This window comes from Telmatocola sphagniphila, assembly GCF_018398935.1.
Taxonomy (GTDB): Bacteria; Planctomycetota; Planctomycetia; order Gemmatales; family Gemmataceae; genus Telmatocola; species Telmatocola sphagniphila.
In genome coordinates, this window is the sequence record NZ_CP074694.1 from 918,857 (window position 1) to 940,817 (window position 21,961).

The 21,961-nt window shown below is 53.4% G+C and carries 21 protein-coding genes and 1 other RNA gene; 3 read left to right on the forward strand and 19 right to left on the reverse strand.

What is annotated here, in order from left to right:
- Positions 1-60: 60 nt before the first annotated feature.
- The 8 genes from KIH39_RS03940 to KIH39_RS03975 all read right to left on the reverse strand — a co-directional run bounded on the left by KIH39_RS03940 (position 61) and on the right by KIH39_RS03975 (position 8,434).
- The gene (locus tag KIH39_RS03940) at positions 61-276 is read right to left on the reverse strand and encodes a hypothetical protein (protein WP_213497967.1); all 216 of its coding nucleotides are present in this window, start codon (positions 274-276) and stop codon (positions 61-63) included.
- Positions 277-291: 15 nt separating this feature from the next.
- Complete coding sequence (locus KIH39_RS03945; RefSeq protein ID WP_213497968.1) at positions 292-1,929, reverse strand: ArnT family glycosyltransferase; 1,638 nt, start codon at positions 1,927-1,929, stop codon at positions 292-294.
- Between the two features lie 198 nt (positions 1,930-2,127).
- Positions 2,128-2,595 carry a hypothetical protein gene (locus KIH39_RS03950; RefSeq protein WP_213497969.1) on the reverse strand — a complete coding sequence of 156 codons (468 nt, stop codon included), beginning with the start codon at positions 2,593-2,595 and terminating at the stop codon, positions 2,128-2,130.
- On the reverse strand, positions 2,564-4,111 hold the full coding sequence (locus KIH39_RS03955) for a SpoVR family protein (RefSeq protein WP_213497970.1): 1,548 nt from the start codon (positions 4,109-4,111) through the stop codon (positions 2,564-2,566). Before KIH39_RS03955 ends, KIH39_RS03950 begins: the two co-directional genes overlap by 32 nt.
- 2 nt (positions 4,112-4,113) lie before the next feature.
- Positions 4,114-5,217 (reverse strand): DUF444 family protein, encoded by a 1,104-nt coding sequence (locus KIH39_RS03960; RefSeq protein WP_213500259.1) that lies wholly within the window; start codon positions 5,215-5,217, stop codon positions 4,114-4,116.
- A 118-nt stretch (positions 5,218-5,335) separates the two neighbouring features.
- Positions 5,336-6,160 (reverse strand): class I SAM-dependent methyltransferase, encoded by an 825-nt coding sequence (locus KIH39_RS03965; RefSeq protein WP_213497971.1) that lies wholly within the window; start codon positions 6,158-6,160, stop codon positions 5,336-5,338.
- Between the two features lie 117 nt (positions 6,161-6,277).
- An RNA gene (gene ffs / locus KIH39_RS03970) (signal recognition particle sRNA small type) lies at positions 6,278-6,374 on the reverse strand.
- 20 nt (positions 6,375-6,394) lie between these two features.
- Positions 6,395-8,434, reverse strand: a complete 2,040-nt coding sequence (locus KIH39_RS03975) for a PrkA family serine protein kinase (protein ID WP_213497972.1) — start codon at positions 8,432-8,434, stop codon at positions 6,395-6,397.
- 370 nt (positions 8,435-8,804) lie between these two features.
- Between KIH39_RS03975 and KIH39_RS03980 the strand changes: the two genes are divergently transcribed.
- Positions 8,805-9,098 carry a hypothetical protein gene (locus tag KIH39_RS03980; RefSeq protein WP_213497973.1) on the forward strand — a complete coding sequence of 98 codons (294 nt, stop codon included), beginning with the start codon at positions 8,805-8,807 and terminating at the stop codon, positions 9,096-9,098.
- On the opposite strand, the gene KIH39_RS03985 is transcribed toward KIH39_RS03980, so the two are convergent.
- The 4 genes from KIH39_RS03985 to KIH39_RS04000 form a co-directional block, all read right to left on the reverse strand.
- Positions 9,040-10,185: a glycosyltransferase gene (locus KIH39_RS03985; RefSeq protein WP_213497974.1), complete on the reverse strand. Its 1,146-nt coding sequence runs from the start codon at positions 10,183-10,185 to the stop codon at positions 9,040-9,042. The two genes, KIH39_RS03980 and KIH39_RS03985, sit on opposite strands and share 59 nt — an antisense overlap.
- Positions 10,182-11,330 carry a glycosyltransferase gene (locus KIH39_RS03990; protein ID WP_213497975.1) on the reverse strand — a complete coding sequence of 383 codons (1,149 nt, stop codon included), beginning with the start codon at positions 11,328-11,330 and terminating at the stop codon, positions 10,182-10,184. The genes KIH39_RS03985 and KIH39_RS03990 overlap by 4 nt, the downstream gene beginning before the upstream one ends.
- Positions 11,331-11,451: 121 nt before the next feature.
- Positions 11,452-12,600: a Gfo/Idh/MocA family protein gene (locus KIH39_RS03995; protein ID WP_213497976.1), complete on the reverse strand. Its 1,149-nt coding sequence runs from the start codon at positions 12,598-12,600 to the stop codon at positions 11,452-11,454.
- 138 nt (positions 12,601-12,738) lie between these two features.
- Positions 12,739-13,677, reverse strand: a complete 939-nt coding sequence (locus KIH39_RS04000) for a sugar phosphate isomerase/epimerase family protein (protein WP_213497977.1) — start codon at positions 13,675-13,677, stop codon at positions 12,739-12,741.
- Positions 13,678-13,917: 240 nt separating this feature from the next.
- Here KIH39_RS04000 and KIH39_RS04005 point away from each other — a divergent pair, with 240 nt between their 5' ends.
- Positions 13,918-14,325, forward strand: coding sequence for a response regulator (locus tag KIH39_RS04005; protein WP_213497978.1), 408 nt, complete (start codon positions 13,918-13,920; stop codon positions 14,323-14,325).
- A gap of 60 nt (positions 14,326-14,385) precedes the next feature.
- Here KIH39_RS04005 and KIH39_RS04010 read toward each other — a convergent pair whose 3' ends face one another.
- Positions 14,386-14,856, reverse strand: coding sequence for a RidA family protein (locus KIH39_RS04010; RefSeq protein ID WP_213497979.1), 471 nt, complete (start codon positions 14,854-14,856; stop codon positions 14,386-14,388).
- 37 nt (positions 14,857-14,893) lie between these two features.
- Here KIH39_RS04010 and KIH39_RS04015 point away from each other — a divergent pair, with 37 nt between their 5' ends.
- The gene (locus KIH39_RS04015; protein ID WP_213497980.1) at positions 14,894-15,763 is read left to right on the forward strand and encodes a phosphoribosylaminoimidazolesuccinocarboxamide synthase; all 870 of its coding nucleotides are present in this window, start codon (positions 14,894-14,896) and stop codon (positions 15,761-15,763) included.
- Here the strand turns inward: KIH39_RS04015 and KIH39_RS04020 are convergent, their stop codons facing one another.
- The 6 genes from KIH39_RS04020 to KIH39_RS04045 are packed head-to-tail and all read right to left on the reverse strand — an operon-like array spanning position 15,764 to position 21,922.
- Complete coding sequence (locus tag KIH39_RS04020) at positions 15,764-18,049, reverse strand: hypothetical protein (RefSeq protein ID WP_213497981.1); 2,286 nt, start codon at positions 18,047-18,049, stop codon at positions 15,764-15,766.
- Between the two features lie 21 nt (positions 18,050-18,070).
- Positions 18,071-18,733: a hypothetical protein gene (locus KIH39_RS04025; protein ID WP_213497982.1), complete on the reverse strand. Its 663-nt coding sequence runs from the start codon at positions 18,731-18,733 to the stop codon at positions 18,071-18,073.
- On the reverse strand, positions 18,730-19,272 hold the full coding sequence (locus tag KIH39_RS04030; RefSeq protein ID WP_213497983.1) for a hypothetical protein: 543 nt from the start codon (positions 19,270-19,272) through the stop codon (positions 18,730-18,732). Before KIH39_RS04030 ends, KIH39_RS04025 begins: the two co-directional genes overlap by 4 nt.
- Positions 19,269-19,793 carry a MotA/TolQ/ExbB proton channel family protein gene (locus tag KIH39_RS04035; protein WP_213497984.1) on the reverse strand — a complete coding sequence of 175 codons (525 nt, stop codon included), beginning with the start codon at positions 19,791-19,793 and terminating at the stop codon, positions 19,269-19,271. The genes KIH39_RS04030 and KIH39_RS04035 overlap by 4 nt, the downstream gene beginning before the upstream one ends.
- Positions 19,794-19,847: 54 nt before the next feature.
- A complete protein-coding gene (locus KIH39_RS04040; RefSeq protein WP_213497985.1) occupies positions 19,848-20,255 on the reverse strand; it encodes an acyl-CoA thioesterase in 408 nt (135 codons plus the stop codon).
- Complete coding sequence (locus KIH39_RS04045; RefSeq protein ID WP_213497986.1) at positions 20,252-21,922, reverse strand: S26 family signal peptidase; 1,671 nt, start codon at positions 21,920-21,922, stop codon at positions 20,252-20,254. The genes KIH39_RS04040 and KIH39_RS04045 overlap by 4 nt, the downstream gene beginning before the upstream one ends.
- Positions 21,923-21,961: the final 39 nt, after the last annotated feature.

Genomic DNA, 21,961 nt, shown 5'->3' on the forward strand with positions numbered 1-21,961 from the left:
TTGGAGTTGGGCGCTTCGAAAGTGTTATTCGTTAAATTTGGGCGATGATTTGATTTCGTTTTATCGGGCCGGTTGCAGTCGCAGACAACCCATCAGGGCCGCCAGAGACAAACCGGAGATCTTTTCAGTCGAAGCTCGCTCGAAGCTCAGGGTCATCGCGCCACAAACGGGACAGGGCGTTGATTCAATGGCCTGTTGTTCGTGAATCGAAGTCAAGGTATGTTGTCGGGGCCAACTCATCCCGCAGGATTTGCAGCACATTTTGCCCGGTTTCATAATCTTCCTCACCGGTTAGTAAGTCGTTTTCGATTTATCGAGTATCACCGAGTCGAAACCGCGGTATCCGCGACACACCCAGATAGTCCACCCGCTAATCGGCTGACCATCTTCCCGGTAGATCACCTGCCTTGGTGGAGTGACCTGATCGAAAGCTTTGGTCAGGTCAGGACTTCCTGTCCCGACAACCACGAACGTCTTACCCATGAAGACTTGCGCATCCGCGAGGGGATTTGGGTGCCAAAGATCGTACTGACTGTGGCGGTCTCCAAAAACCGGCCCGATTGTAAAAACGGAAGGGTGATTTTTACAAAAAAAGCCGACTAAACCGGGTGTCATCCAGCTAAATCCTGCGATTGTCGGTTCCGCTCCGTCAGACTTGAGTAATTCTTCCCGAATCTGGTCGATTTCTCCGGCCAGATATTTCCAGCCTCGGAGCCGACAGGTCGGATCGAATTTGCGAATTGGAAACGGATCCGCTGCCGTGGGAGCTTTGACCAGAGGAGATACGGCGGCCCGGTAGGGCCGGGAATCAAGGACGACTGCCGTGAGCAGTAAGCCGATGCTCGCAGCGACATAAGTCCCGAAGCGTGAAATTTTTGCAAAGCGGAGATCGGCACTCGTCCATTGTTCGTAAAGCCAGCCGACGGTTAAAATCATGCCCGAGATATATGCCGCCACCGGCCAATTAATTTGACCGGCTGCCTTGAATGTCACACCCGCGAATAGTGCCACGGTGGGAACGGACATCCACCAGAGGAATAGCTTCTTGGGATCGGTCTGCTTCCCCGGCCGGTTGACGATCATGGCCGCGAACCAGGCTACGAACCAGTAGCCGATCATCAGGGCCAGCTGGCCGCCGAGAAATTCCAGCGGTCCCAGCCAGCGAATGCCCGTGTTCTTCTGGGCCATCGGCACCCCTGCCTGCACGGCCACATGCTTGAAGGTTACCCAGTCGTTCTTCCAATTCCAGTAAAAGATCGGCAGACAGCAAAGCAGGCTGATAAGGCCCGCGATCCAGATGCCTCTTCGCCCCAGTTGGTAGCGAAAAGTCGGGGTGAATAGAAAGAAGCAACCGACTGAGAAAAACCATAATGCCATTGTGTATTTGGCCAGAATTCCTGCACCGACTAATAGACCGAGAAGAAGCCAGGAAATCCGGCTGTTTTCAAAGATCGCTTTATAACCGAAGAAAAGTGCCCAGGACCAGGCGCACACGAACGGAGAGTCGATCGTCATCAGCAGCGAACCGGCCGAAATAACCGGGAGCGTGCTGGCCAGAGCGATGAGTAGAAAAGCGAGTTTTTCGTTGCCATAAATCCGGGTCGTCAGCTTGTACAAAGCGACCAGCAAGAGAGTTCCGCAGATTACCGAAGGCAACCGAACCGCGAGTAATTCTGAACCGGTTAAGGAAATCGAAAGGGAGCCGAATAGAGACAAGCTGGCATGGATCAGCCAGGCGACGCCCGGGCCCTTACTGTAATAGCTCCAGTCGAGGTTGCGGGCCCAATCCCAGTAGTGCGCTTCATCCGGTGCCAAATCGAAACTGCAAAAATAGCCAAGGTAGATAATTCGGAGGATCGTCAGCGCGGCAATCAGAAACGCGGCCAAAAGCCGCCATCGTCGTGCCTCGGAAATATTCTCAGTCGACATAGTTGCCCTTCCCTGGGTTCCGACTGGATATTCGCGGATCGGGCAAGATTGGTCAAGGGCAGGATTTTGGCCGACGAGGTAATGCCAGGCGAAAATGCCAGGCGAATTGATGTGATAAAAATCGTGGCTGGCGGCAACTGATAGCCTGAGTCCACTCGACGAGAGCGTAGTCAAAAGGGGTAAGCCAACGGTGGTATTCTACCCCATCACATCGTCGATCAGCTTGCTCAACACTTCGTGCGTCAGAGTCATGGGCTGAACTTCCCGGGGCTTCGATTCGCCGGTCGATGCCTGATAACGGGTCATCTCGCAGCTTCGGTCGGAATGCAACAGCATCTCGTAATACGAAACTTCGCCATTACCTTTCGTCGGCGTCGCGCTGCGGAGAAGGGCAGTCTTTTGCGGTTCATCGACTTCCAGGACTTTCAGCGGTTCCAGAAGCCCCGTGACTTTACCGGCGACCTGCTGCGACCAGGTTTTGACTTCGCCGGCCGTCAGTTCCGGGCCAGTGGAAGTCGATTTCAATTTCAGCGAGCGAAAGCGGGAACTGAGAGAATCGTTGACGACCCCCGTCAATTCCAGAGTGCAGTTCGGCAGCGGGATCTGGGCCGTATCGATTGTGCTGCTGATCTCGCTAAGCTTTGCGGTCAGGTTTGCGTTTGCCATCGTCATTATCTCCTATCAGCTGAGTCGAATGGTCATTCCCATCGAACGACATCAGGCTGGGTTTTCCATCAATCAGAGTTTCCAGATGAACGGGCCGATTCCACATGAACTGGAGATTGGCCAGGGTATCGCGGGCGGTATCGACTTTAAGATCCATGCCGCCGTGCAGATGCTTCAGCAGTAGTTCGCCGCGGTTGCGATGATTGCCATTCACTACGACAATCCAGGGCTTTCCGAAGTTCGTCAGGCTGAAGAGCAGTCGTTTTTTGATGTTGTCGAATTCCCGGGATTCGATCAGATACTGTTCCGCCGAGTCGTTGTAGCCGAACGAAAAGAGCTTATGCCGGTGGCAGAACTCCGGAGTCAGAAATGTGTCGATGAAGGTAATGTCGTTGTGGATCTTTCGAACTTCGAAGATCTTTTTCCGACCCAGGCCCAACTCGCGATTCCAGCGGCGTTTGGTATCCAGGTCATCGCAATCGTCGTATTCCGAGCCAAAGCGGCCGGTGTTCCACCGTTCTTCGATGTCGCGGAAAAGTTCGATGCCTAACTTGTACGGATTCAGTCGGCCGCCACTCATGGCCATCGTGCCGCTATGGTGGTCGGCGTAGTCGATCAGTTCGGAAGACTGCAGGACTTTCTGCGTCATGATCGTGCTATGCCAGTACGAGGCCCAGCCCTCATTCATGATTTTGGTCTGACCCTGCGGTGTGAAGTAATACGCTTCATCCCGAATGATGGAGAGGATATCGCGCTGCCAGTTTCGCAGGGGGGCATGCTCGATCAGAAAGAGCAGAACATCTTTCTCCGGATGATCCGGAAAATTGGCCGTCGGTTGCTTCTTACGGGGTTCCCGTTCATCGCTCATTCGCTCGCGCGGATTGATGTAGGCATCCATGTAGTCCTTGCTTTTGAACCGGGGCGGCTCGGCTTCGATGGAATTCGTTTCTTCGTTGAAGTCGTATTTGGAATGTTCGCCCCGCCGCTTAATGGCCACCGAATGAATGTCGATCAGGTCGTCGATGGACATGCAGCGGTCGATGAACGATTCGACTTCGTCTTCGCCGAATCGTTCCGAGTAGTCGCGAATTTTAGCCGCATGATTGGCGATATCGTCCATCATTTTTCGGTTCGTATGGGCGAAAAACGCGTTGTTCTTGAAGAAATCGCAGTGCCCATAAACGTGAGCCATCACCAGTTTCTGATCGACCAGATGGTTGCACTGCATCAAGTAGGCATAACAGGGATCGTTATTGATCACCATCTCGTAAATTTTCGACAGCCCGTAATCGTAGCCTTTCTTCAGTTCCTCGTACTGCATCCCGAAAGACCAGTGAGGATAGCGGGTCGGAAAGCCGCCGTAGGCGGCGATTTCGTTCAGATCGTCCGCATCGACCACTTCGAAGATCGTTTCGAAAAAATCCAGCCCGTATTCGTGCGCGTACGCTTCGATCTCATCCTTCAAAACGCGAAGGTGAACTGGCAGATTCGTGTTGTAAAACGTGGAGGAATTCATTCCTACCTCCCGGTGCTCAAAAAGTCCTTAATCGATTCCAGAATGGCGTCTTTATTGGGGACTTTACTCAACACCAGATTTTCGTGCTTGTCGGATAGCTCTCCGATATGTTCGATGAATTCGCCCGAGCCGTACGGGCTTTCCACCTGACCGTACCCGAACAGGTTCACCCTCGGCAGCAGTTTTTCGTGCAGAAGATGCTGGCACTGCGGGATATCATCGCCCCAGTTGTCGCCGTCTGAAAAGTGGAAGGCGTAGATGTTCCAGGATTCCGGGGGATAGCGGGTATCGATCAGATGCTTACAAAGTTCATAAGCCGTGCTGATCTTGGTGCCACCCGATTCCCGCGTGTGATAGAAAGTGTGCTCATCGACTTCCCGGGCGACGGCATCGTGAATGATGTACGCGGTCTCTACCCCCTGGTAGTGTTTCTTGATCCAGGAATCGAGCCAGAAAGATTCGATCCGAACGATCTCTTTTTGCTCGTCTGTCATCGAGCCGGAAACATCCATCATGTAGATAATCGCGGCCACGGCCTGCGGCTGGGGAGTTTCCCTCCAGCTGCGGTACTGCTTGTCGGGCCGGATGGGAATGATCTTGGGATTGATGGGATCGTAGGTGTTCGAAGAAATCTGGCGCTTCAACGCACGCCGATAAGTCCGCTTGAAGTGCCGCAGACTTTCCGGACCCACCTGACGAATGCTGTTGTATTTGTCCTTGGTGGAAACGATGTTTTTTTTGCCACGCGGTTCGATGCGAGGTAAAGCCAGATTCTCGCCGAGAATCTCCACCATCTCGTCGAGGGAGAGATCGACTTCGAGGATGTGGCCACCCGGTTCGTCACCTGCTTGAGGGATTCCGTTCTCGTCTCCGCCTGGACCCAGCGGAGCGCCGACATCGCCTTCGCCAGAGCCAACGCCGCCGCTGTTTCGCTTGCCATATTTGAATTGCGGGATTTCGATGGCGGGAATCGGGATGCTGACCAGCTCTTTGCCCTTTCGGCCGATCATTTCGCCCCGGCTGATATATTTGCTCAGGTCGCTCTTGATCTTGCCTCGGACAATTTTGCGGAACCGCTGAAAATCTCGTTCGATCTTCTGTCCCACGATATGACCTCTATTAGCGGGCTTCCCTGCACGCTCCATGCCGGGCTTCTATCTCTATTTTACCCTCGAATGCAGCGCTTCTCCATAGCACATCCGGATCCAATTCGAGTTATCCCTATTAAAACCGTTGATCGAGCTGAAATTTACCTGAGTATATTTCTCTTCCTGGCTCCGTCGGCGTCTCCGAGAGCAGCGGTTTCTTCACAATCACGTGCCCATGAGAAAAACGGACCCATTCGAAGCGGGAGGCACGAGGCTGACCACAACCAAACTCGGGGCTGGTCGCGTCCGCAATCCCACACTCATCGACTAACTCCTTCACGAAACCGACCATGCCGCGATTGTGGCTGGGGAATCGGCTCTTGACGTAGTTCCAACGCGTGTAACCGACCAGTTTGCGAAGTAATCGTTTATTTTGAATCCAGTTGTTCTTGGCCAGCGAGTTCAATATCCTCTCGTGCCAGGCAAACTGGACCCCGGGAGGCGTGTAGTGCTTTCCATCGGGGTAGTCTTTCCAATAACCCGTGCCCCAATCCTCGATGAAGTAGAGTCCGCCGGGCTTGAGGTGGTGCTCAAAAAGATGCCAGAAACTGATGCGACTCAATTGCCCCACGTGCGACGCATCGTCGATAATGATATCGAAGCCTTCTGGGGCTAATTCGTTACCGATTTTATCCAGTATTCGCGTATCCTGCTGCTCTCCCTGGTAGCAATGCACCCGGTCGTAACCCGATTCTATTTGAAACGGCTTGATGTCGAGGCCGGCGATAGTGGCGCAAGGAAACCAATCGGACCAGTGACGTAAGGAATCGCCCTTGGCGATCCCGAGTTCCAGCAGTTTGACCGGTTCGTTTCGAAGGGGGCCTAAGAATTCTTGATAATTTTTCAGATAGTGGTTGAGCCAGAGTTTATCAATCCTGATATCGGCTAGTGTTGCAGCCACTAGTTATCTCCTGCGTGAGCGGTAAACGGGCACCCATTTCTTATAGGGCGATCGCTGCAGAGTTCTAGTTCAAATTGAAGTAGCTTCTCAGAAAAATGGCAGTTTTGGAGAGAGAGGAAAGATGGGGGTTCCCTGAGCCGCGCCTTTGGAACACTTAGGGCTGCTCCTTCCGGCCTGACCCGGTTCATGACCTCAAGCCGGTCAGGCCCCCACCTTTCCTCATCCCTCCAGAAACTATTTCTTGGTCTGACCCCGGGCGAAAATACTGGCCACGAAAGTCAGAATGTCGGTGGCACTCGATTCGTTGTAACCGTAGTTGCGAATCAAGCGGCTTTTCACCACGTCGATCTTTTCCTGCGTCGCTTTATCGACGACGTTGGAAACCAGACTGGTGAGCTTGATGGTATCCTTCTGGTCTTCAAACAGCTTGAGTTCCAAGGCCTTTTGAAGACGTTCGTTCGTTTTATAATCGAACTTTCGCCCATCGATGGCAAGGGCTCCAATGTAATTCATGATTTCCCGGCGGAAATCATCCTTGCGACCATCTGGAATATCGATTTTCTCCTCGACCGAACGCATCAGCCGTTCGTCCGGCTCCTCGTAATTGCCGGTGTAGCGATTCCGTACTTTCTCTCGCTGCGTATAGGCTTTGACGTTGTCGATGTAGTTCGAACAGAGGCGGGAGAGGGCATCTTCATCGGCGGCAATCGCCCGTTGGACTTCATTTTTCACGATGTCCTCGTATTCCTCCTTCACACTGCTCAAAAGTTCCTTGAAGTATTTGAGTGTGTCCTCATCGGAAATCAGGGAGTGGTGTCTCAAACCATCTTCCAGTTCCTTTAAGACCATGAAGGGATTGATGTTATCCTCATCCGGATGGGCGACTAACGCATTGGAAATTTTATCCTGGATGTATCGGGGCGAGATCCCCCGCATCCCCTCGCTGTTGGCTTCGCGCTTCAGCTCGATGACGTTGTCTTCCGTGAAACCCGGCAGGGTTTTGCCGTTATACAGCTTCAGCTTCTGCAACAGGCTGAGGCTGGCGTGCTTGGGCGGCACCAGACGCGTCAGCACGGCCCACATCGCCGCGACTTCGATGGTGTGCGGGGCGATATGCTTGCCGTGCACTCGTTCGTGATTGAAGTCCTTTTCGTAGATCCGCACTTCGTCCTTCAATCGCGTGACGTAGGGGATGTCGATTTTCACGGTCCGGTCGCGAAGGGCTTCCATGAATTCGTTGTTCTGGAGCTTCTTGTATTCCGGTTCGTTGGTGTGCCCGAGAATGACCTCGTCGATATCGGTCTGGGCGAACTTCTTGGGCTTGATTTTGTGCTCTTGTGAAGCTCCCAGCAAATCGTAAAGGAAGGCTACATCAAGCTTAAGAACTTCAATGAACTCCACCAGGCCGCGGTTGGCGATATTCAGTTCGCCATCGAAATTGAATGCCCGGGGATCGCTATCGGTGCCATACTCGGCGATCTTGCGATAGTTGATATCGCCCGTAAGTTCCGTGCTATCCTGGTTCTTTTCGTCCTTGGGCTGGAACGTGCCAATCCCGATGCGGTCCTGTTCGGAGAGAAGAAGTCGGAAAACTTTGATCTCGGTCAGGACCTTCTGCCATTCACCATCGTACTTTGCCAGGCGTTCGTTGAACATCTGCCGGCAGAACGGGCATAAACCGCCTCGAATGGTGACTTTATAATCCCGGCCCCCGCGATTGGCGTTCAGTTTGGCGATAAACGTTTCGTGCATCTCATTGGGAATCAAATGCAGGGGTTCCTCGTGCATCGGGCACTTCTGCCAGTTGCCGTCCGGCATTTTCCAGGAGTAGCTGAACAGCATGCCGTCATCACTGCGGGAATATTCTTCCAGTCCTCTTTTCAGGAGGCGGGCTATCGTGCTTTTTGCCGAGCCCACGGGGCCGTGCAGAAGCAGAACGCGTCGTTCCGTACCGTAGCCTTGAGCTGCCGATTTAAAGGTATTGACCAGTTGCATCAGAGATCGGTCGATACCGTAGATACCATCACCCTGCCGGGTCGCGAAGTCGGTGAAAAATTTGAAACGGATAATCTTCTCTTTGTTTTCATACACCTCTTCGGTGCCATAAGAGATGATCATATCGTAGAGTCGCTGGTAGGCCGAACGAGTGACCTTCGGGTTTTCCAGTACGACGTTTAGATAATCTTCGAACGTGCCTTCCCAGTGCAGCTTGCGATAGTCGTTGACGTCGTAAGCGGTCTGGAGTTCATTCAGTAGTGATTTCCCCGTGACCATTTATGATCCCTCATTAGGTGGTGACGATTTCGCTAATACGCCTAGGTCCATGGAGAGGTGTCCAAACGCTGATGGTTCGAACGTGGGCGCGGATTGCTCGGGAATTCTCCCAAAATCTTACCCAATCTATTCTACCCGCAATTCTCCTTCCATCCCAACTTAGAAATGCAGCAATTGGTAAAGATTGTGCTCTTTTTTCTGGCTTGGAGCGGCAATTGCAAACTAGGGAAGAATAAGCGTCTCTATTGTTAGGACGACCGGAACGATCCGTTCGTTCGGAGAAAGTCTTAAATAAAAAGTGCCCCGCTTAGAATACCGGATAGTTGATGCTTACCGACTGGGCGGAGTTTGAGTTGAAAAGGAATTTCCCATGAAAAATCTATTAGCATTATTTGGATTGCTGGTTCTGGTCGCTGTGGGTGTTGGCTGGTATCAGGGCTGGTACCAGGTTAATCAACTCTCCAGCGAAGGGACCTATCGCGTCGATGTGGATGCCCGAAAGTTCGAAGACAGCGTCAAGAAAGGTGCCCAATGGGCGGGCGATGCGCTGCACGATTTCAGCAACCGGATCGGAAGCGATAAATCCAAGGAGAGCGATATCAGCGTTAAGCCGAACGGCGGGACGGATATCCAGAAACCGAACATGCCGGCCACACATCGCTAGTCTCGATACTGTAGAGCTTATACCACTGTTTGATCGATCGACTCTCATTGACGAGCTTCGAATACAACTCCCAACCCGACCGAGCACGTCGGGTGGTTTCAGTTTGATCCTCAAGCATATTCACTAAATGATCGGCCCAGGAAGGCTCATCCGCCAAGTCGACTATCGCCCCCGAAATCGTACGCTCCAACCATTCGCGATTGCGGCCCACATCGGTCGCCAGAACCGGTTTCCCGGCCGCTAAATACTCCAGCAGAGCGTTCGAATTACTTTCGGAGTGCGAACACAACACGGCGATATCGAGGTCATCCAGAAAGCCTTTAATATCGGAGAGTTGCCCTTCGAAACGAACGAACGGGTCGATGCCCAGTTGTTCGCTGAGGCGTTGCAGTGCTGCTCGCTCCGTACCATCCCCGGCGATGCGATACTGGGCGCGGATGCCCTTCTCGGCGATTCTCTTGGCCATTCGTAGAAAGCCATCGACGTTCTTGACCGGCCGGAGGTTCGCTACCAGGCCGACTACGGGAACTGATTTTTGAAACGGCGGATGAAATGTCGCCGTGGGAGTGGGAAGAAAATTGTCCAGGATCCGAATTTTCCAATCGGGAATTCCTAAGCGAGTCCATTCTTCCCGAGCTACTTCGCTATTAGTGAGAAACAGATCGGTGAGTCGATGGAGAAAACGGTCGAGAAATGGCAGCTTCCGGGTGCTCCAGTAACCGCAGTTGTTTCTGACGTGGAATATTCGTTTTACCCCGGCAGTTCGAGCGACCGGGATGGCCAATCGGGCACTATCGATGAAGTAGACTTGCAGAACATCAATCCGATGGGATTTTAAAAAGCCTCGGAACTCTCGAGCTGCTCTCCAGGCCTTCCCGCTTGCGAGTTTTTTAACACCTAGCCGGAGGATTGGTATTCCCTTCGGTTCGAGGGCGAGGGATTTTTCGCAATATCCATCGAGTAGTACGAGATGAGGTTGAATTTTTTCGCGATCGAGCGTCTCCAGCAGTCTCAGCAATTGCTTTTCGGTACCAGCCGGAGCCAGATTGTCGATGCAATAACAGACTCGCAGGGGATTGGCTATCACGCGGCCCGCCGTCTTTCTTCCACGCAATGGTCCTGGCCTGGGACAAATCCAGAGAGGTAAGTATCGTATTCGTCCGCCTGGGCCGCAAACGAAAAGTGTCTTGCCACATACTCCCGGGCGTTTTTACCCAGTTTTTTCGCAAGCTCCGGCTTTTCAACCACTTCACCGAGTGAATTTGCGAGGCGGTTCGGATTGCCGCTGGGAACCAGAATTCCGGTTTGTTGATCTTTTACGATCTCAGGCACGCCGCCAACGGCCGTAGCAACGATAGGCAGTCCGACGGCGGCGGACTCCAAGAGCACATTGGGAAGACCTTCGGTCGTCGAAGCGGAGACAAAAGCATCGAAGCCAGCAATCATCTGGTCGAGCTTTTCCGTGAACCCGGCCAGGAAGAAAAATTCCTCCAATTTGAATTTTTCAATTTGCCTTTGCAGGGAAGCTCTTTCGGACCCTTCGCCGAACAGTGCGAACCGGACACGCGGATATCGCGATACGACTTGCACTGCCGCGGTAATCAGGAGATCAAAACCCTTCTCGCGGCTCAAACGCCCGGCGGAACCGATAACGAAACTATCCGCAGGAATCTTTCGAAACAGACTCATAACGCGTTCGCGGCTGGCCGCGCGATCCTGCCGGAATAATTCGGGACGTACCGCGTTGCAGATCACGTGGATTTTCGATTTAGGCACACCTGCTGCCCGCACCTGCCGAGCCAGAGCCTGGGATACGCAAATTACGCCATCCATTTTGCGAAGCTGGCAGCGGTCGAATAATTCGTACAGGCGAATCCTGGGCGATTCTCCCGTCCAACCTCGACAAACGGCCAGAGCGGGAATTTTCAACTGGCGGGCAGCCTTTCGGCCGATCAGATTCGATTTGTAGCCGTGGCAAATAATGGCATCGGCCTTGGAGCGGGCGAGTTCCCGAATCACATCTCGACGAGCTTCCAGCAGGTACGGCGTATCATGGGCCAGCGTCTTAGCCGGGATGTTCAGATCGCGAGCTTGGCGTACGAAACGCGTGGAGCGGCCGCTTTCGGAGAAACTGAGAAAGCTATGCGAATTCTGGGAGTTCTGGGCCAAACCGAGCATTTGCCGCTCGGGACCGCCAAACATAAACGAGGCGGTAAGATGAGTGATTCGCATCAGTTGCATCCTTGCAACAAAACAAAAAAAGCGGCGGGATAGTCACCCGGTATACCTAACGAGAGGTGGCTATACCACAGAATCAAAAACGGGTAAAGCAACCTCTCGAAGTTTTTTAGGATCAGGCCGATTCCACTTTTTCCCATTTACCGGTCTTGGCAGATTCGGTAATGGCATCCAGCACCAACTGAGTGCGATACGCATCCCGGAAATCGGGCATGGCGGGTTTACCCGAACCGAGCGATTCGAGGAAATCGGCTACCTGGTGAACGAAAGAATGTTCGTAGCCGATCGACAGACCGGGAACCCACCATTTGTCCATATAGGGGTGATCGCCCCCGGCATCGGTCACGTGAATCGACTTCCAGCCACGCAGTTTCCCCTCGTCCTTGTAGTCGAAATACTGCAGGCGATGCAGATCGTGCAAATCCCAGGCGATCGAGGCATTTTCGCCGTTGATTTCAAACGTGTAAAGAGCCTTGTGGCCGCGGGCATAGCGGGTCGATTCGAAGTTCGCCAGCGAGCCGTTTTTAAAGCGGCCCATGAAAATGCAGGCATCGTCGATGCCCACTTTTTCCGTTTTACCCGTCAAGGTATGCTTGCGTTCTTTGATAAACGTCTCGGTCATGGCCGAGATCGTATCCAGCGAACCGTTCAGCCAGAGTGCGGTATCGATGCAGTGCGCTAACAGGTCGCCGGAGACGCCCGAACCGGAAGCCGCGACATCCAATCGCCACAGACCGGCGCCGCCTTGGGGAAGTTCAGGGCTGATGGTCCAGTCCTGGAGGAATTTGGCGCGGTAGTGGAAGATCTTCCCTAAGCGGCCTTCCTCGATGAGTTTCTTGGCGAGCGTGACCGCGGGCACCCGGCGGTAGTTGTACCAAACGATGTTGGGAACCTTGGCCTTTTCGACGGCTTCCACCATCTTCAAGCCTTCCGGTCCGTTCATCGCCAGAGGTTTTTCGCAGAGGATGATCTTACCGGCTTGGGCTGCGGCAATCGCGATTTCTGCGTGGTTGTTGTTGGGCGTGCAAATGTCGATGGCATCGATATCTTTGCGACTGATCAGCGTCTTCCAATCGGTTTCAGTCGATTCGTAGCCCCAGGTTTCCGCGAAGTCCTTCACCTTGTCGGCACTGCGGGCACAAACCGCTTTCAGCACGGGATGGTAGGGGAGCTTGAAAAAGTTGCTGACTTTGCGGTAGGCATTGGAGTGCGCCCGGCCCATGAAGCCAGTACCAATCAAGCCGATATTCAACGGTTTCGACATGGAGAGATCCCTTTAACGGTGCAGATTGGAAAATTGTTTACGGTCTATCGGAGTCGCGAATAACACATACTGCCGGGCGAAAATCCGAGTGCCGCTCGTCCGGCGGCACTCCTCAAGTTTGGCTTCCAATTATCAACTTCAGGCGGCCACGTACTTGGTCCGCAGTTTATCCAGAAACTTCTTGCTGTCGGCCGTGACTTCCCAGGCGTGCGGCCAGAAGCAGAGGTCGACACACCACCAATCGTTCGGAACACCCGCTTTCTGGATGGCCGGAATCAGCTCGTCGAAGTTCAGCTTGCCGGTGCCAAACGGATTGTGTGTTGAAGTATTGTGCTCGTTCAGCGAGCCATCGGAATCGATCAGGTGAACGTGCGTGATCTTGCCTTGCAGTTTGTGCAGCAATTCCAGAGCACCGCCGGGCAGAATTTCCTTTTCTCCCTGGTGATTAGCGCCGACGGCCGCACACATGTGGGCATGGCAGGTATCGTACAACACGCCGAAGTTGTGGTTGTGCATGCCGCGAACCGCATCCACGATCGCCAGAATTTCGCTCGGCTTGTTGAACAGGAAGCCGGGCTCGAATTCCCAGCAGATCTTCAGGCCATGATCGGCGGCTATCTTGCTGCACTTGTCCCAAACGGTGATCAGGCGATCCATACCCTTCATGATGCCGACCTTCTTGCCTTCCTCGGTTTCAAAATAGTTGGGAGGAAGCACGGTATCGACGCGGATGGTATCGACATCCAGGTCGGCGGCGAAGTGGGTCCAGCCCAAGAACGCGGTGGTGTAGGCCGAGGGAATTTCATCGAGGATGCTGACTCCGGGCACCTTGAAGCCCCAAAGATCGACGGCGATACCCGACAGGGCCAGTCCATGGTCGGCTATTTCTTTTTTGAGCTTCACGCGGCTCATCTTCGTGGGGTGAGAAACCGGGCTGGGGTGTGGTCCAAAACTGCCCAATTCGACCCCTTCGTAGCCGAGATCCTGAAGTTTGTGAAGGATCACATGAAAATCGTTCGTCGGCTGTTCCTGGTTGAATAGATAGGCCCAGGTACCGATGGAGAGTTTGGCTTTCATAGGTGGTTCCAACGCTCGTTAAATCGTGGTAGGTGTGGTAATATTCAAGGCTTTCGGCCCGTTTCTAACGTCTAGGTAAGATATACGCAAGGATAATCTACTAGGCGTGAAAATTTCGGCGAACATCCCGCAAGTTTGAAGTATCCATTCGTTCCCGGTTGTTGTAAGAAAAGCCCTCCTTCGTCGAATAAGAGAATAGAGGATTAGGCTTTCAGAATGGTGAGAAACGTGAATAACTACATGACGAAACCAGAAAACAAGCCCCAGGGAGGCCGTCGCAAGGCTTCTCGAGGCTGCCTGATACTATGCCTGGATTCGAAACTGCCCCTGCCTCAGATCAAGGAATCCTTGACCGCGGAAGGCTGGGAAGTGTTCTGTGCGAAAAAATCTTCCGGCTTACGAGCTCTGTCTTGTGAAATGGATTCCGCCCTGGTGGTGCTCAGCGATCATCTGCCCGGCAACGAGAGCGGTTTTTTGATGGCCAGCAAACTCCGACTTTCCTGTCCCAGCATGCGGGTGGTGATTGTCGGAAATCGGCCTTCCGCCAAGTCGGAACGTCTGGCCGACTTCGTCGGTGCGGAAAGTTATGTCGCCGTGACTGACCTGGAACAGTTTACGAATCGGCTCAAAGAAATCTCTCAGAAGTAAAGTTTTATTTCTGAGCTCAAATTTGGACCTCCGGGCGTCAAATCCCGGAGGTCCTCGTGTTTATACCTTCACTTCCAGAATACACTCGATTTCCACGGAAATATTCCCGGGTAGGCTACCCATCCCCACGGCGCTGCGGGCTCCGACGCCGGCCTCCGCTCCAAATACATCGGCCATTAATTCGGAATAACCGTTAATGACCTTAGGATGGTCGGGAAAATCGGGAGTGGAGTTCACCATCCCCAGAGTTTTGACCAGACGGACCACTTTGTCCAACGAGCCGAGATAATCCTTCAACGTAGCCAGGATAGCCAGACCGACCTGTCGAGCGGCCGCTTTGCCCTCTTCCAGATTCAGATCTTTACCCACCACCCCGGTGATCAGAGTGCGATCCGACTTTAAAGGGCCGTGACCGGAAACGTACAAAATATTGCCAACCTGAACGCAGGGTTTGTAAACGCCCACGGGTTTGGGAGCGGGCGGAAGTACCAACTGCAATTCTTGAACGCGCTTTTCTGCACTAGCCGACATAGGATGATCTCCAGGGAAATTACTTTGAGAGCTTTATATGACGGCCTTGATGCAAAGCGATATTTCTGGTTTTTCCTGCCGACGAGGTAAAGTCCGGGATGTCTACGATTTGGGAGATAAGCTGCTGATCGTAGCCACCGATCGGATCAGCGCTTTCGATTGGGTCATGCCGACTCCCATCCCCGGAAAAGGGCGTCTACTTTCCTCGCTGACAAAGTTTTGGCTCAACTGGCTGAAGGTTCCCAATCACTTCCTAAGCGACAATCTGAATTCGTATCCCCCGGAATTCCATGAATACGCCGATCAATTGAATGGCCGAGCGATGCTGGTCCGCAAAACGGAAGTGATTCCGTTCGAATGCGTTGTTCGCGGCTACCTGGCCGGTTCCGGCTGGAAGGAATACAAGCAATCGCTTTCTGTTTGCGGCGTCAAGTTGCCGAGCGGTCTTCGGGAAAGCGATCGATTGCCCGAGGCGATTTTCACACCCGCCACCAAAGCGGAAACGGGCCACGATGAAAATGTCAGTTCCGAATATATGGCCCATGCGATCGGGAAAGAGACCACGGACGAACTCGCCCGACGGAGTATCGAGATCTATAACCGGGCCGCCAGTTATGCCCGCCTGCGTGGGATCATCATTGCCGATACGAAATTTGAATGGGGCCTTTTGCCCAGTGGGGAGATCATCCTGATCGACGAAGTCCTGACTCCGGACAGTTCCCGATTCTGGCCGATGGATCACTACCAACCCGGCCGAGGACAGCCTTCGTTCGATAAACAGTATCTTCGCGATTGGCTGGAATCGACCGGCTGGGATAAGCAGTCTCCGCCGCCGGTGTTACCCGAGAAAGTTGTGGCCGAGACGCTGGCGAAATATACCGAAGCTTACGAGCGACTCTCGAGGTAATTACGGCCAGTGGACGATCGGAAGCAACTCGGGCACAGAAGGAAGACTTCCTTCGGTGAGAATCATTTTGACACCCTCCGCCCACTCTCCAGAGTTTGCCCCTTTAATGGGATCGTGAAAACGGGGTTCTCGAAGCAAACGTTCGAATTGAAAACTGGTGGTACGACTTCTCAGCCAGCTAAATTGCCAGTTTTTCTCCCCTTCCTTCAGCGGAAGCTCGGCCCAGAGCAAATCCCCCACGGAGTATGAGATGGGCGAGCCGTTGCTTTCAAGTGCGAAAAGATAACTGATACCGTTTTTGTCCCGAACCCCGTCGCCATCTTCCCGGAAGCTCCAGGTCGTGGTTTTGTCAGAACCGCTCGGGCGATGATTGATGGTCAGTTTCCCGGCCGGTCGGATCCGGAATTCACGCAGGGCATCGGGTATGAACAGCCGGAAGGATTTCGGATTGAGTGAGAAAGAAGCCGTTGCGGCGAAGCGGCTGAAATGGTCGCAAAGATCTTCGCGGGTGGGCTGCCCGATTCGATGCAGAATATGCAGATATTCTCGCAAATCCCGCTCGCTGTTCGCGTTCAGCCATTCCGCCAGTTTCGGCCAGTCGAAGGTTTTTTCCGGTCCCGTCGGATTAATCGATTTCAGCTGATCCAGAAGCATTTGCTGGCCGAATTGAATCGCAAGCTGATTGGCCCGCACCCAGCGGCTTTGAAACTGCGGTCGGAGATTATCCGGTATGGCGGTCAGCGACCAATTATCCACGCCCGGATAGTCTCGTTTCAACCGCGTCAGTCGATCCGAGATCATCCTCAGGGGATCGCGAGATTGCAAATCGCTTTCGCTCAAAAGTAATAGAGATTTGTTGTCCGACGGATTGCCGAGGATGCCCAGGGTTACCGCCAACTCCTGAATGGTACGCAACTTTTCCAGAGCCCGATTCCATTCGCTCCGGAGAACTTCCACTTCCCGGAAGTCCAGGGCCGCCAGCTTCAAGCGATCACCGGAGGCGAACGGACTGCCGTTGGAATCCACCTGTAATTTACGGAAGTTGCTATCCCATTCCGGTGTCAGCTCCGTCACAAAAAGCAATTCGTTACCGCGATTTTTCAAGCGGCTGAAAAACTGGCGGGCATCGGTCACGGCGGTGCGGAGCGTAGGAATTTCGGAGAGATATTTTTCGCGAGCTTGGACGACTTCGGTCTGGGCCCAATCCTTTTCGAAGGTTTTTGGCAGTGAGAGATTTTTGAGAGACTCTTCGAGCCGATTCAAATCGTCGAGGCTGCGCGTCTTCACCGGTTGGGAGAGTCGAGCCAGGTCATCTCGCAGCTGAATGTAGGCCTCGATTTCCTCGAGATGCTTGGCGATATAATTCTGTTTGTCCCGAGCTAGTTGTTCGAATTCCGGGTCGTTACGGAGTTCGAGAAGTTCACTCCGTTTTTTCGAAAGCTGGGCTCCGGCCAGGCGTGAAGATGCAGTCTGACCTTCCCGAGCCTGAAAACCATCGACCTTGGCTTCCAGAGCCAGTTGAACGTCGCTGGTTTGCGTAACCACCAGAACGCCCACTCCCAAAAGCAAAAGGGCCAAAGCCACGGCAGAGGTGAACACAGCTCGGGCCAGACGGAGATTGGATCGACTGGCCTCCTCGCGATGAAAATAAGCCGTTTCGAAAAGATCCTGAGCCAGCGGGCGGATACCAAAGGGTTCATCGCGCTGCTTGACTTTATCGGTCACATCGGGCAGATGCGTGGAGGTGGTGTAGATCTCCACGCAGAGGCTGCCGAATCCCCCGTCGTCGGCGAGAGAATAGTTCTCATCGAATAACTTTCTTACAGTTTCCTTGCGATTCTCGATTCGCTGCATCCATTCCGAATAGCTCATCAAGGTGTCGGCCAGCAGATCGCATTTCGTCAGCACGATACCGATGGGAAAGCCGCCGACGAGAAACTGATCCTGCCGCCGGCTTTGCAGGGTGCCGAGGAGATCGACTAAATTCGATAAGCGCTGCTCGAGGTGGGTGACGTCGGAAGAGGCATCCAGAATCAGAATCAACCCGTCGGCCTTCCACTTGGGATCGAGGTTTGTGGAATCGGAGTATTCGATCTCGTGGAATTGAACGGGAAGATCGACAGCGATTTTCGAATTGGCACTCGGTGTGAAGAGCAGGCCAGCGCTCCCCGCCGTGGAATTGTTGTTTTTCGCCTGGATGCTCAGACTGTTCAACAGTGCAGTTTTCCCGGCTCCCGTGGGGCCGAGAACTACGATTTCCAGAGTTTGTCCGACAGATCGAGTCATGAGCCCCGCAAAGTTAGATGCTTAACGTTCGGGCATATTGTCGCTGGCGACTGGCGGGAAATTGACGCTCAGGCCATTGTCTTTCGCCCAGCTCTCGAGCTGCTTCACCAGGTAGCTTTCCCGATAGGCCGTGTCTTTGTATACGAGAATATCAATTCGCTGCAGTTGTTTTTCCGCGTCCCGGCGCCGGGTAATAAGCAAATCCTTGAGCTTATCGAAGCTGATGGGTTCCCGGGAATTTTCGATTAGATAGTAGGCCTCGTCGGGGCGAGCGCCGCCCAGCACGATAATCTTGACGCGATTCTCGTTTTTCACTTCCTCGGGCACCACGACCGGGAGTTGGGCCGCTTTCTTCTCAGGTTCTTTACTCGGCTCTTCCTTCTCGACGGAATGCTGGTCGTTACCGGGGCCACCCGGCCGTCCGCCCCCGCTGCCTCCCAGGCCGTAGCCGCCGTCTCCAAAGAGGATGAGAGCGGCCAGGATCGCACAGATAATCCCCGAAGCGAATCGGCTCCAGCCGCAGGCCCAATCGGGGAGTTTTTTGCGAAAGTAGAATTTGCCTGCCACTTTGAGAACGCTGGCCATGGCATAATTGCCCACCAGAAACGCCCCTGCTACGGCAAAGCAATTGATGGCGATTTGTCCCACGCGACTGACGGCATCGGCAAGTAAGAAAAGATTCATCGGTTCCCCTGCTTGGAACGCGGAGTGACCGCTTCATCAAAGCTGTAAGAAACTCCCGCAAACCAACGGCGATAATTTTCAATATGCTGCTGCAAAGGGGCTCCGCGTTTGGGTAGAAGAATCAGGAACAACGGCTCTCTTCCCCCGGAAGCTCGAATGTGCTGATCGATCATCTTCTCCGCTTCCGACTGATCGGAAATTTCCTGCCGCTGGCCGTTGGTATAGGTGATCAATTTTCCGGTCGCCAAATCGACTTCCAGCAATTTAATGGCCAATTTTTCACTGATGTCGCCTTGCTCGGCTCGCAACCGTTGGAGTTCGCGCCGATTGCGTTCCAATTCCTGTCGCAGCGATTCGACATCCTTGGGCAACGCCTCTTCGGTCGGCAGTTCGTTTTCGGGGTTTAGATCGGGTCCTTCGCCCGGATTGCCGGCCTGGCTGACGAACGGCATCAAAAGGAAAATGCAGAAGAGCAGAATGAGAACGTCGATCAAGGGAATGAAAAATCGAGTGACGCTCTGTTTTGGTCGTTGAATCATTTCAGATAACCCCATTTCTCTTCTTCGGGATTACCGGCCATGGAACGAATAATGTCTCGACCGAGGCTGACGATCCAGGTGGGCAGGATGTTCAGCAGGGCCATCAGCAAGCCGCTACCGGTGGCCGTGATGGCCGGGGCATATTTTCGAATGATTTCCTGAGGCGTAACGACAGGACCATTGATGGAATTGAAGGTCTGCAGGATCGCCGCGACGGTTCCCAGCAATCCCAATAGGGGAAACCATTCCGCCGCCTGAGCGAGATGGTTCAACCAGCGATCCGCGGATTCGTCGAAATTGTGTTCTTTCCAGCGCAAGGCCTTCCAGCTCAATGAGATCTGAACCAGAAATAGAATGGCTCCCAGGCTCAGGATCAGCCAGTCCATCCCGGAATTTTTAATTCGCTTCAGGTAATCGTGTCGAGCGTCGGGAGGCAGCGCGCAGGCCACCAGGGCCGCGCCGAAGAGCGGGAGGAGGACGAGGATAGTCGGTAGAAGCTGACGAATGATAAAGGGTCGCAATCTTACCCCTCATTTTGGGATGCGACAGAGAATCCAGCAGTGGTTTTTATATGATCAGGACCGATTTTCCAGGAACCAATCGGGCAGGGGCTGAACCTGACCTTCGCGATTTATGCTTGCTAAAGTACTGCTTCCTTCGGCCAGCAGTTCAGAGTTTCGAAAAACCTCGTATTTGTGTTCGATGCGGACCAGGGTGGAACGAGTGACGGTCGTCCGGATGGTCAGCAGATCGTCGTAGCGGGCGGGCTTACGATAGCGGACTTCAACTTTCGTCAAAGCCAGCAGAAAGCCCTTGTCCTCCATCTCTTTATAAGTCAGCCCCTGATCCCTGAGCAGTTCGGTTCGGGCCTGCTCAAAGAAAACCAGGTAATTCGCATGGTGCAGAAAGCCCATCTGGTCTGTTTCCGCGTATCGGACTCGAATTTGGACCGTTCCGCTGAGAGGTGCTTTCTCACCACTCATTTTATCACTCCAAATCGACTCAGGGGGAAGTAGACCATGACCGCTTTCCCCAATAACAGTCTTTCCGGCACCAGTCCCCACATCCGGCCGTCGAGGCTGGAAGTGCTGTTATCGCCAAAACAGAGATAGTGACCGGGCTGAACGTAGAAGGTTTGTACGGTGCTGCAGGGATTGTAGCTCGGCGGGAAGAATTTCTCCTGGATCGCGCCGTAGCCTTGCCGGCCGCCATTGGTTCCGCAGGTGTAGAAGATGTCTCGCCAGATTCGAATCGAATCGCAGGTCACATCCCCCCGGCTGCCAATTCGAGCCGGTTGCATGCGATCGTTCGGATGGCTCTGATGCACATGAGGAATCGTGTAATCGGCTCCTTTATCGAAGCTCAGAACTTTGTTATCCACCCATACCGTCAGCCGGCAATCGACATTCGCCAGTCGAATTTCATGCCGACCTTCGCCATTGATACCCGACGAAGTCTTGGAGAGCACAGTCGATTTATCGTTGTCGTTGGCATCGACTCGAATCAAGGTGCAGTTACCACCGTCGAATACGGCTTGAAAGCGGTAGGGGCCTTTATTGAGCTCCAATATCAGCTGAGCATCTTTGGATTGAAAATCGGCTTTGCACTCGAGGATCAGGTCGGTGACAACTTCTAGACTAGGACTAGAGCGGGTTTGGTTGTAACCCAGGCTGTCGTTGATCTCCATCGGTTCGAGGGAAGGCTGATCCTGCCAGCTGGCCAGGTGGTGATAGCGGATCCAGCCCAGATCCGAGCCAGTATGTTTGAAGCCGGTTTCCCGGGCCTGCCACTCTTTATCGTAACCGGGCTGAGCATGCCAGCGGGTTTTTGCGATACCTTTTAAGCTCGCGGGCTGGTGGTCCATATCGAAGACGATAATTCTTTGAGCGAGTATGTCTGTAGGGCTTTTTCGAATGATCTCAAATTTGCCTTGCTCGAAAGCGGAGATTGCATCCGGGTGCGAGGGGTACATATTAGGATAGAGCCAGAGGTTATTGGGATCTTCCGGCAGCTTTTCATCGGGATACTTCAAATCCTTGCAAAGATAGAGGTCGCCATCGAACACGGCGATCGTTTCCCCGGGCAAACCCACCAGTCGCTTGATGTAGTTGGTGGGCACCCGTTCGCGCACCGAGAAGGGTTCCACGGGCCATTTGAAAACCGGCACGTCGAATCGTTTGGGAGGATTGATGTAATAGGCCGGTTTTAAAACCAGTACCCGGTCGCCGCTGCGCACGCCGGAGAAATCGACCGCATCCTCTTTGAGCACTTTACCCGTAGAGTCGGTTTTCGCGATGAATTTGTAACCGCAGTTCGAACAGATGTAGCTGGTGATAATCGAACGCTGGCCGAAATCGTTCGAAGAAGAGTTTAACGGGCTCTTGTAGCCGCACTCCCGGCAGGTGACCATTTCATGATCACCATACAAGGTCTCCGCCATGGATCCGGTGGGGATTACGAACGCTTCCGCGACAAACCTTTGCAGCATCAGGACCAGGACAAGCACGAACACAACGGTTTCGAACATTTCCCGGACGAGATTCTTGGGTTCGACTTCATGGTTTTTTTTCTTGGCAAAGAAGCTTCGCAGGATCGTGGAAAGCCAGTCGGACTTTGTGGTATCGGGCGGATTGGTAGGGGAACTCGGCATCTACATCACCTCGGCCGGCCGGAGAACGAATAAAAGGTT

Excerpts from the sequence above, each read along its gene's own strand:
- KIH39_RS03940 (WP_213497967.1), bottom strand. The coding sequence starts at position 276 with ATGAAACCGGGCAAAATGTGCTGCAAATCCTGCGGGATGAGTTGGCCC.
- KIH39_RS03945 (WP_213497968.1), bottom strand. The coding sequence starts at position 1,929 with ATGTCGACTGAGAATATTTCCGAGGCACGACGATGGCGGCTTTTGGCC.
- KIH39_RS03950 (WP_213497969.1), bottom strand. The coding sequence starts at position 2,595 with ATGGCAAACGCAAACCTGACCGCAAAGCTTAGCGAGATCAGCAGCACA.
- KIH39_RS03955 (WP_213497970.1), bottom strand. The coding sequence starts at position 4,111 with ATGAATTCCTCCACGTTTTACAACACGAATCTGCCAGTTCACCTTCGC.
- KIH39_RS03975 (WP_213497972.1), bottom strand. The coding sequence starts at position 8,434 with ATGGTCACGGGGAAATCACTACTGAATGAACTCCAGACCGCTTACGAC.
- KIH39_RS03980 (WP_213497973.1), top strand. The coding sequence starts at position 8,805 with ATGAAAAATCTATTAGCATTATTTGGATTGCTGGTTCTGGTCGCTGTG.
- KIH39_RS03990 (WP_213497975.1), bottom strand. The coding sequence starts at position 11,330 with ATGCGAATCACTCATCTTACCGCCTCGTTTATGTTTGGCGGTCCCGAG.
- KIH39_RS03995 (WP_213497976.1), bottom strand. The coding sequence starts at position 12,600 with ATGTCGAAACCGTTGAATATCGGCTTGATTGGTACTGGCTTCATGGGC.
- KIH39_RS04000 (WP_213497977.1), bottom strand. The coding sequence starts at position 13,677 with ATGAAAGCCAAACTCTCCATCGGTACCTGGGCCTATCTATTCAACCAG.
- KIH39_RS04005 (WP_213497978.1), top strand. The coding sequence starts at position 13,918 with ATGACGAAACCAGAAAACAAGCCCCAGGGAGGCCGTCGCAAGGCTTCT.
- KIH39_RS04010 (WP_213497979.1), bottom strand. The coding sequence starts at position 14,856 with ATGTCGGCTAGTGCAGAAAAGCGCGTTCAAGAATTGCAGTTGGTACTT.
- KIH39_RS04015 (WP_213497980.1), top strand. The coding sequence starts at position 14,894 with ATGACGGCCTTGATGCAAAGCGATATTTCTGGTTTTTCCTGCCGACGA.
- KIH39_RS04020 (WP_213497981.1), bottom strand. The coding sequence starts at position 18,049 with ATGACTCGATCTGTCGGACAAACTCTGGAAATCGTAGTTCTCGGCCCC.
- KIH39_RS04025 (WP_213497982.1), bottom strand. The coding sequence starts at position 18,733 with ATGAATCTTTTCTTACTTGCCGATGCCGTCAGTCGCGTGGGACAAATC.
- KIH39_RS04030 (WP_213497983.1), bottom strand. The coding sequence starts at position 19,272 with ATGATTCAACGACCAAAACAGAGCGTCACTCGATTTTTCATTCCCTTG.
- KIH39_RS04040 (WP_213497985.1), bottom strand. The coding sequence starts at position 20,255 with ATGAGTGGTGAGAAAGCACCTCTCAGCGGAACGGTCCAAATTCGAGTC.
- KIH39_RS04045 (WP_213497986.1), bottom strand. The coding sequence starts at position 21,922 with ATGCCGAGTTCCCCTACCAATCCGCCCGATACCACAAAGTCCGACTGG.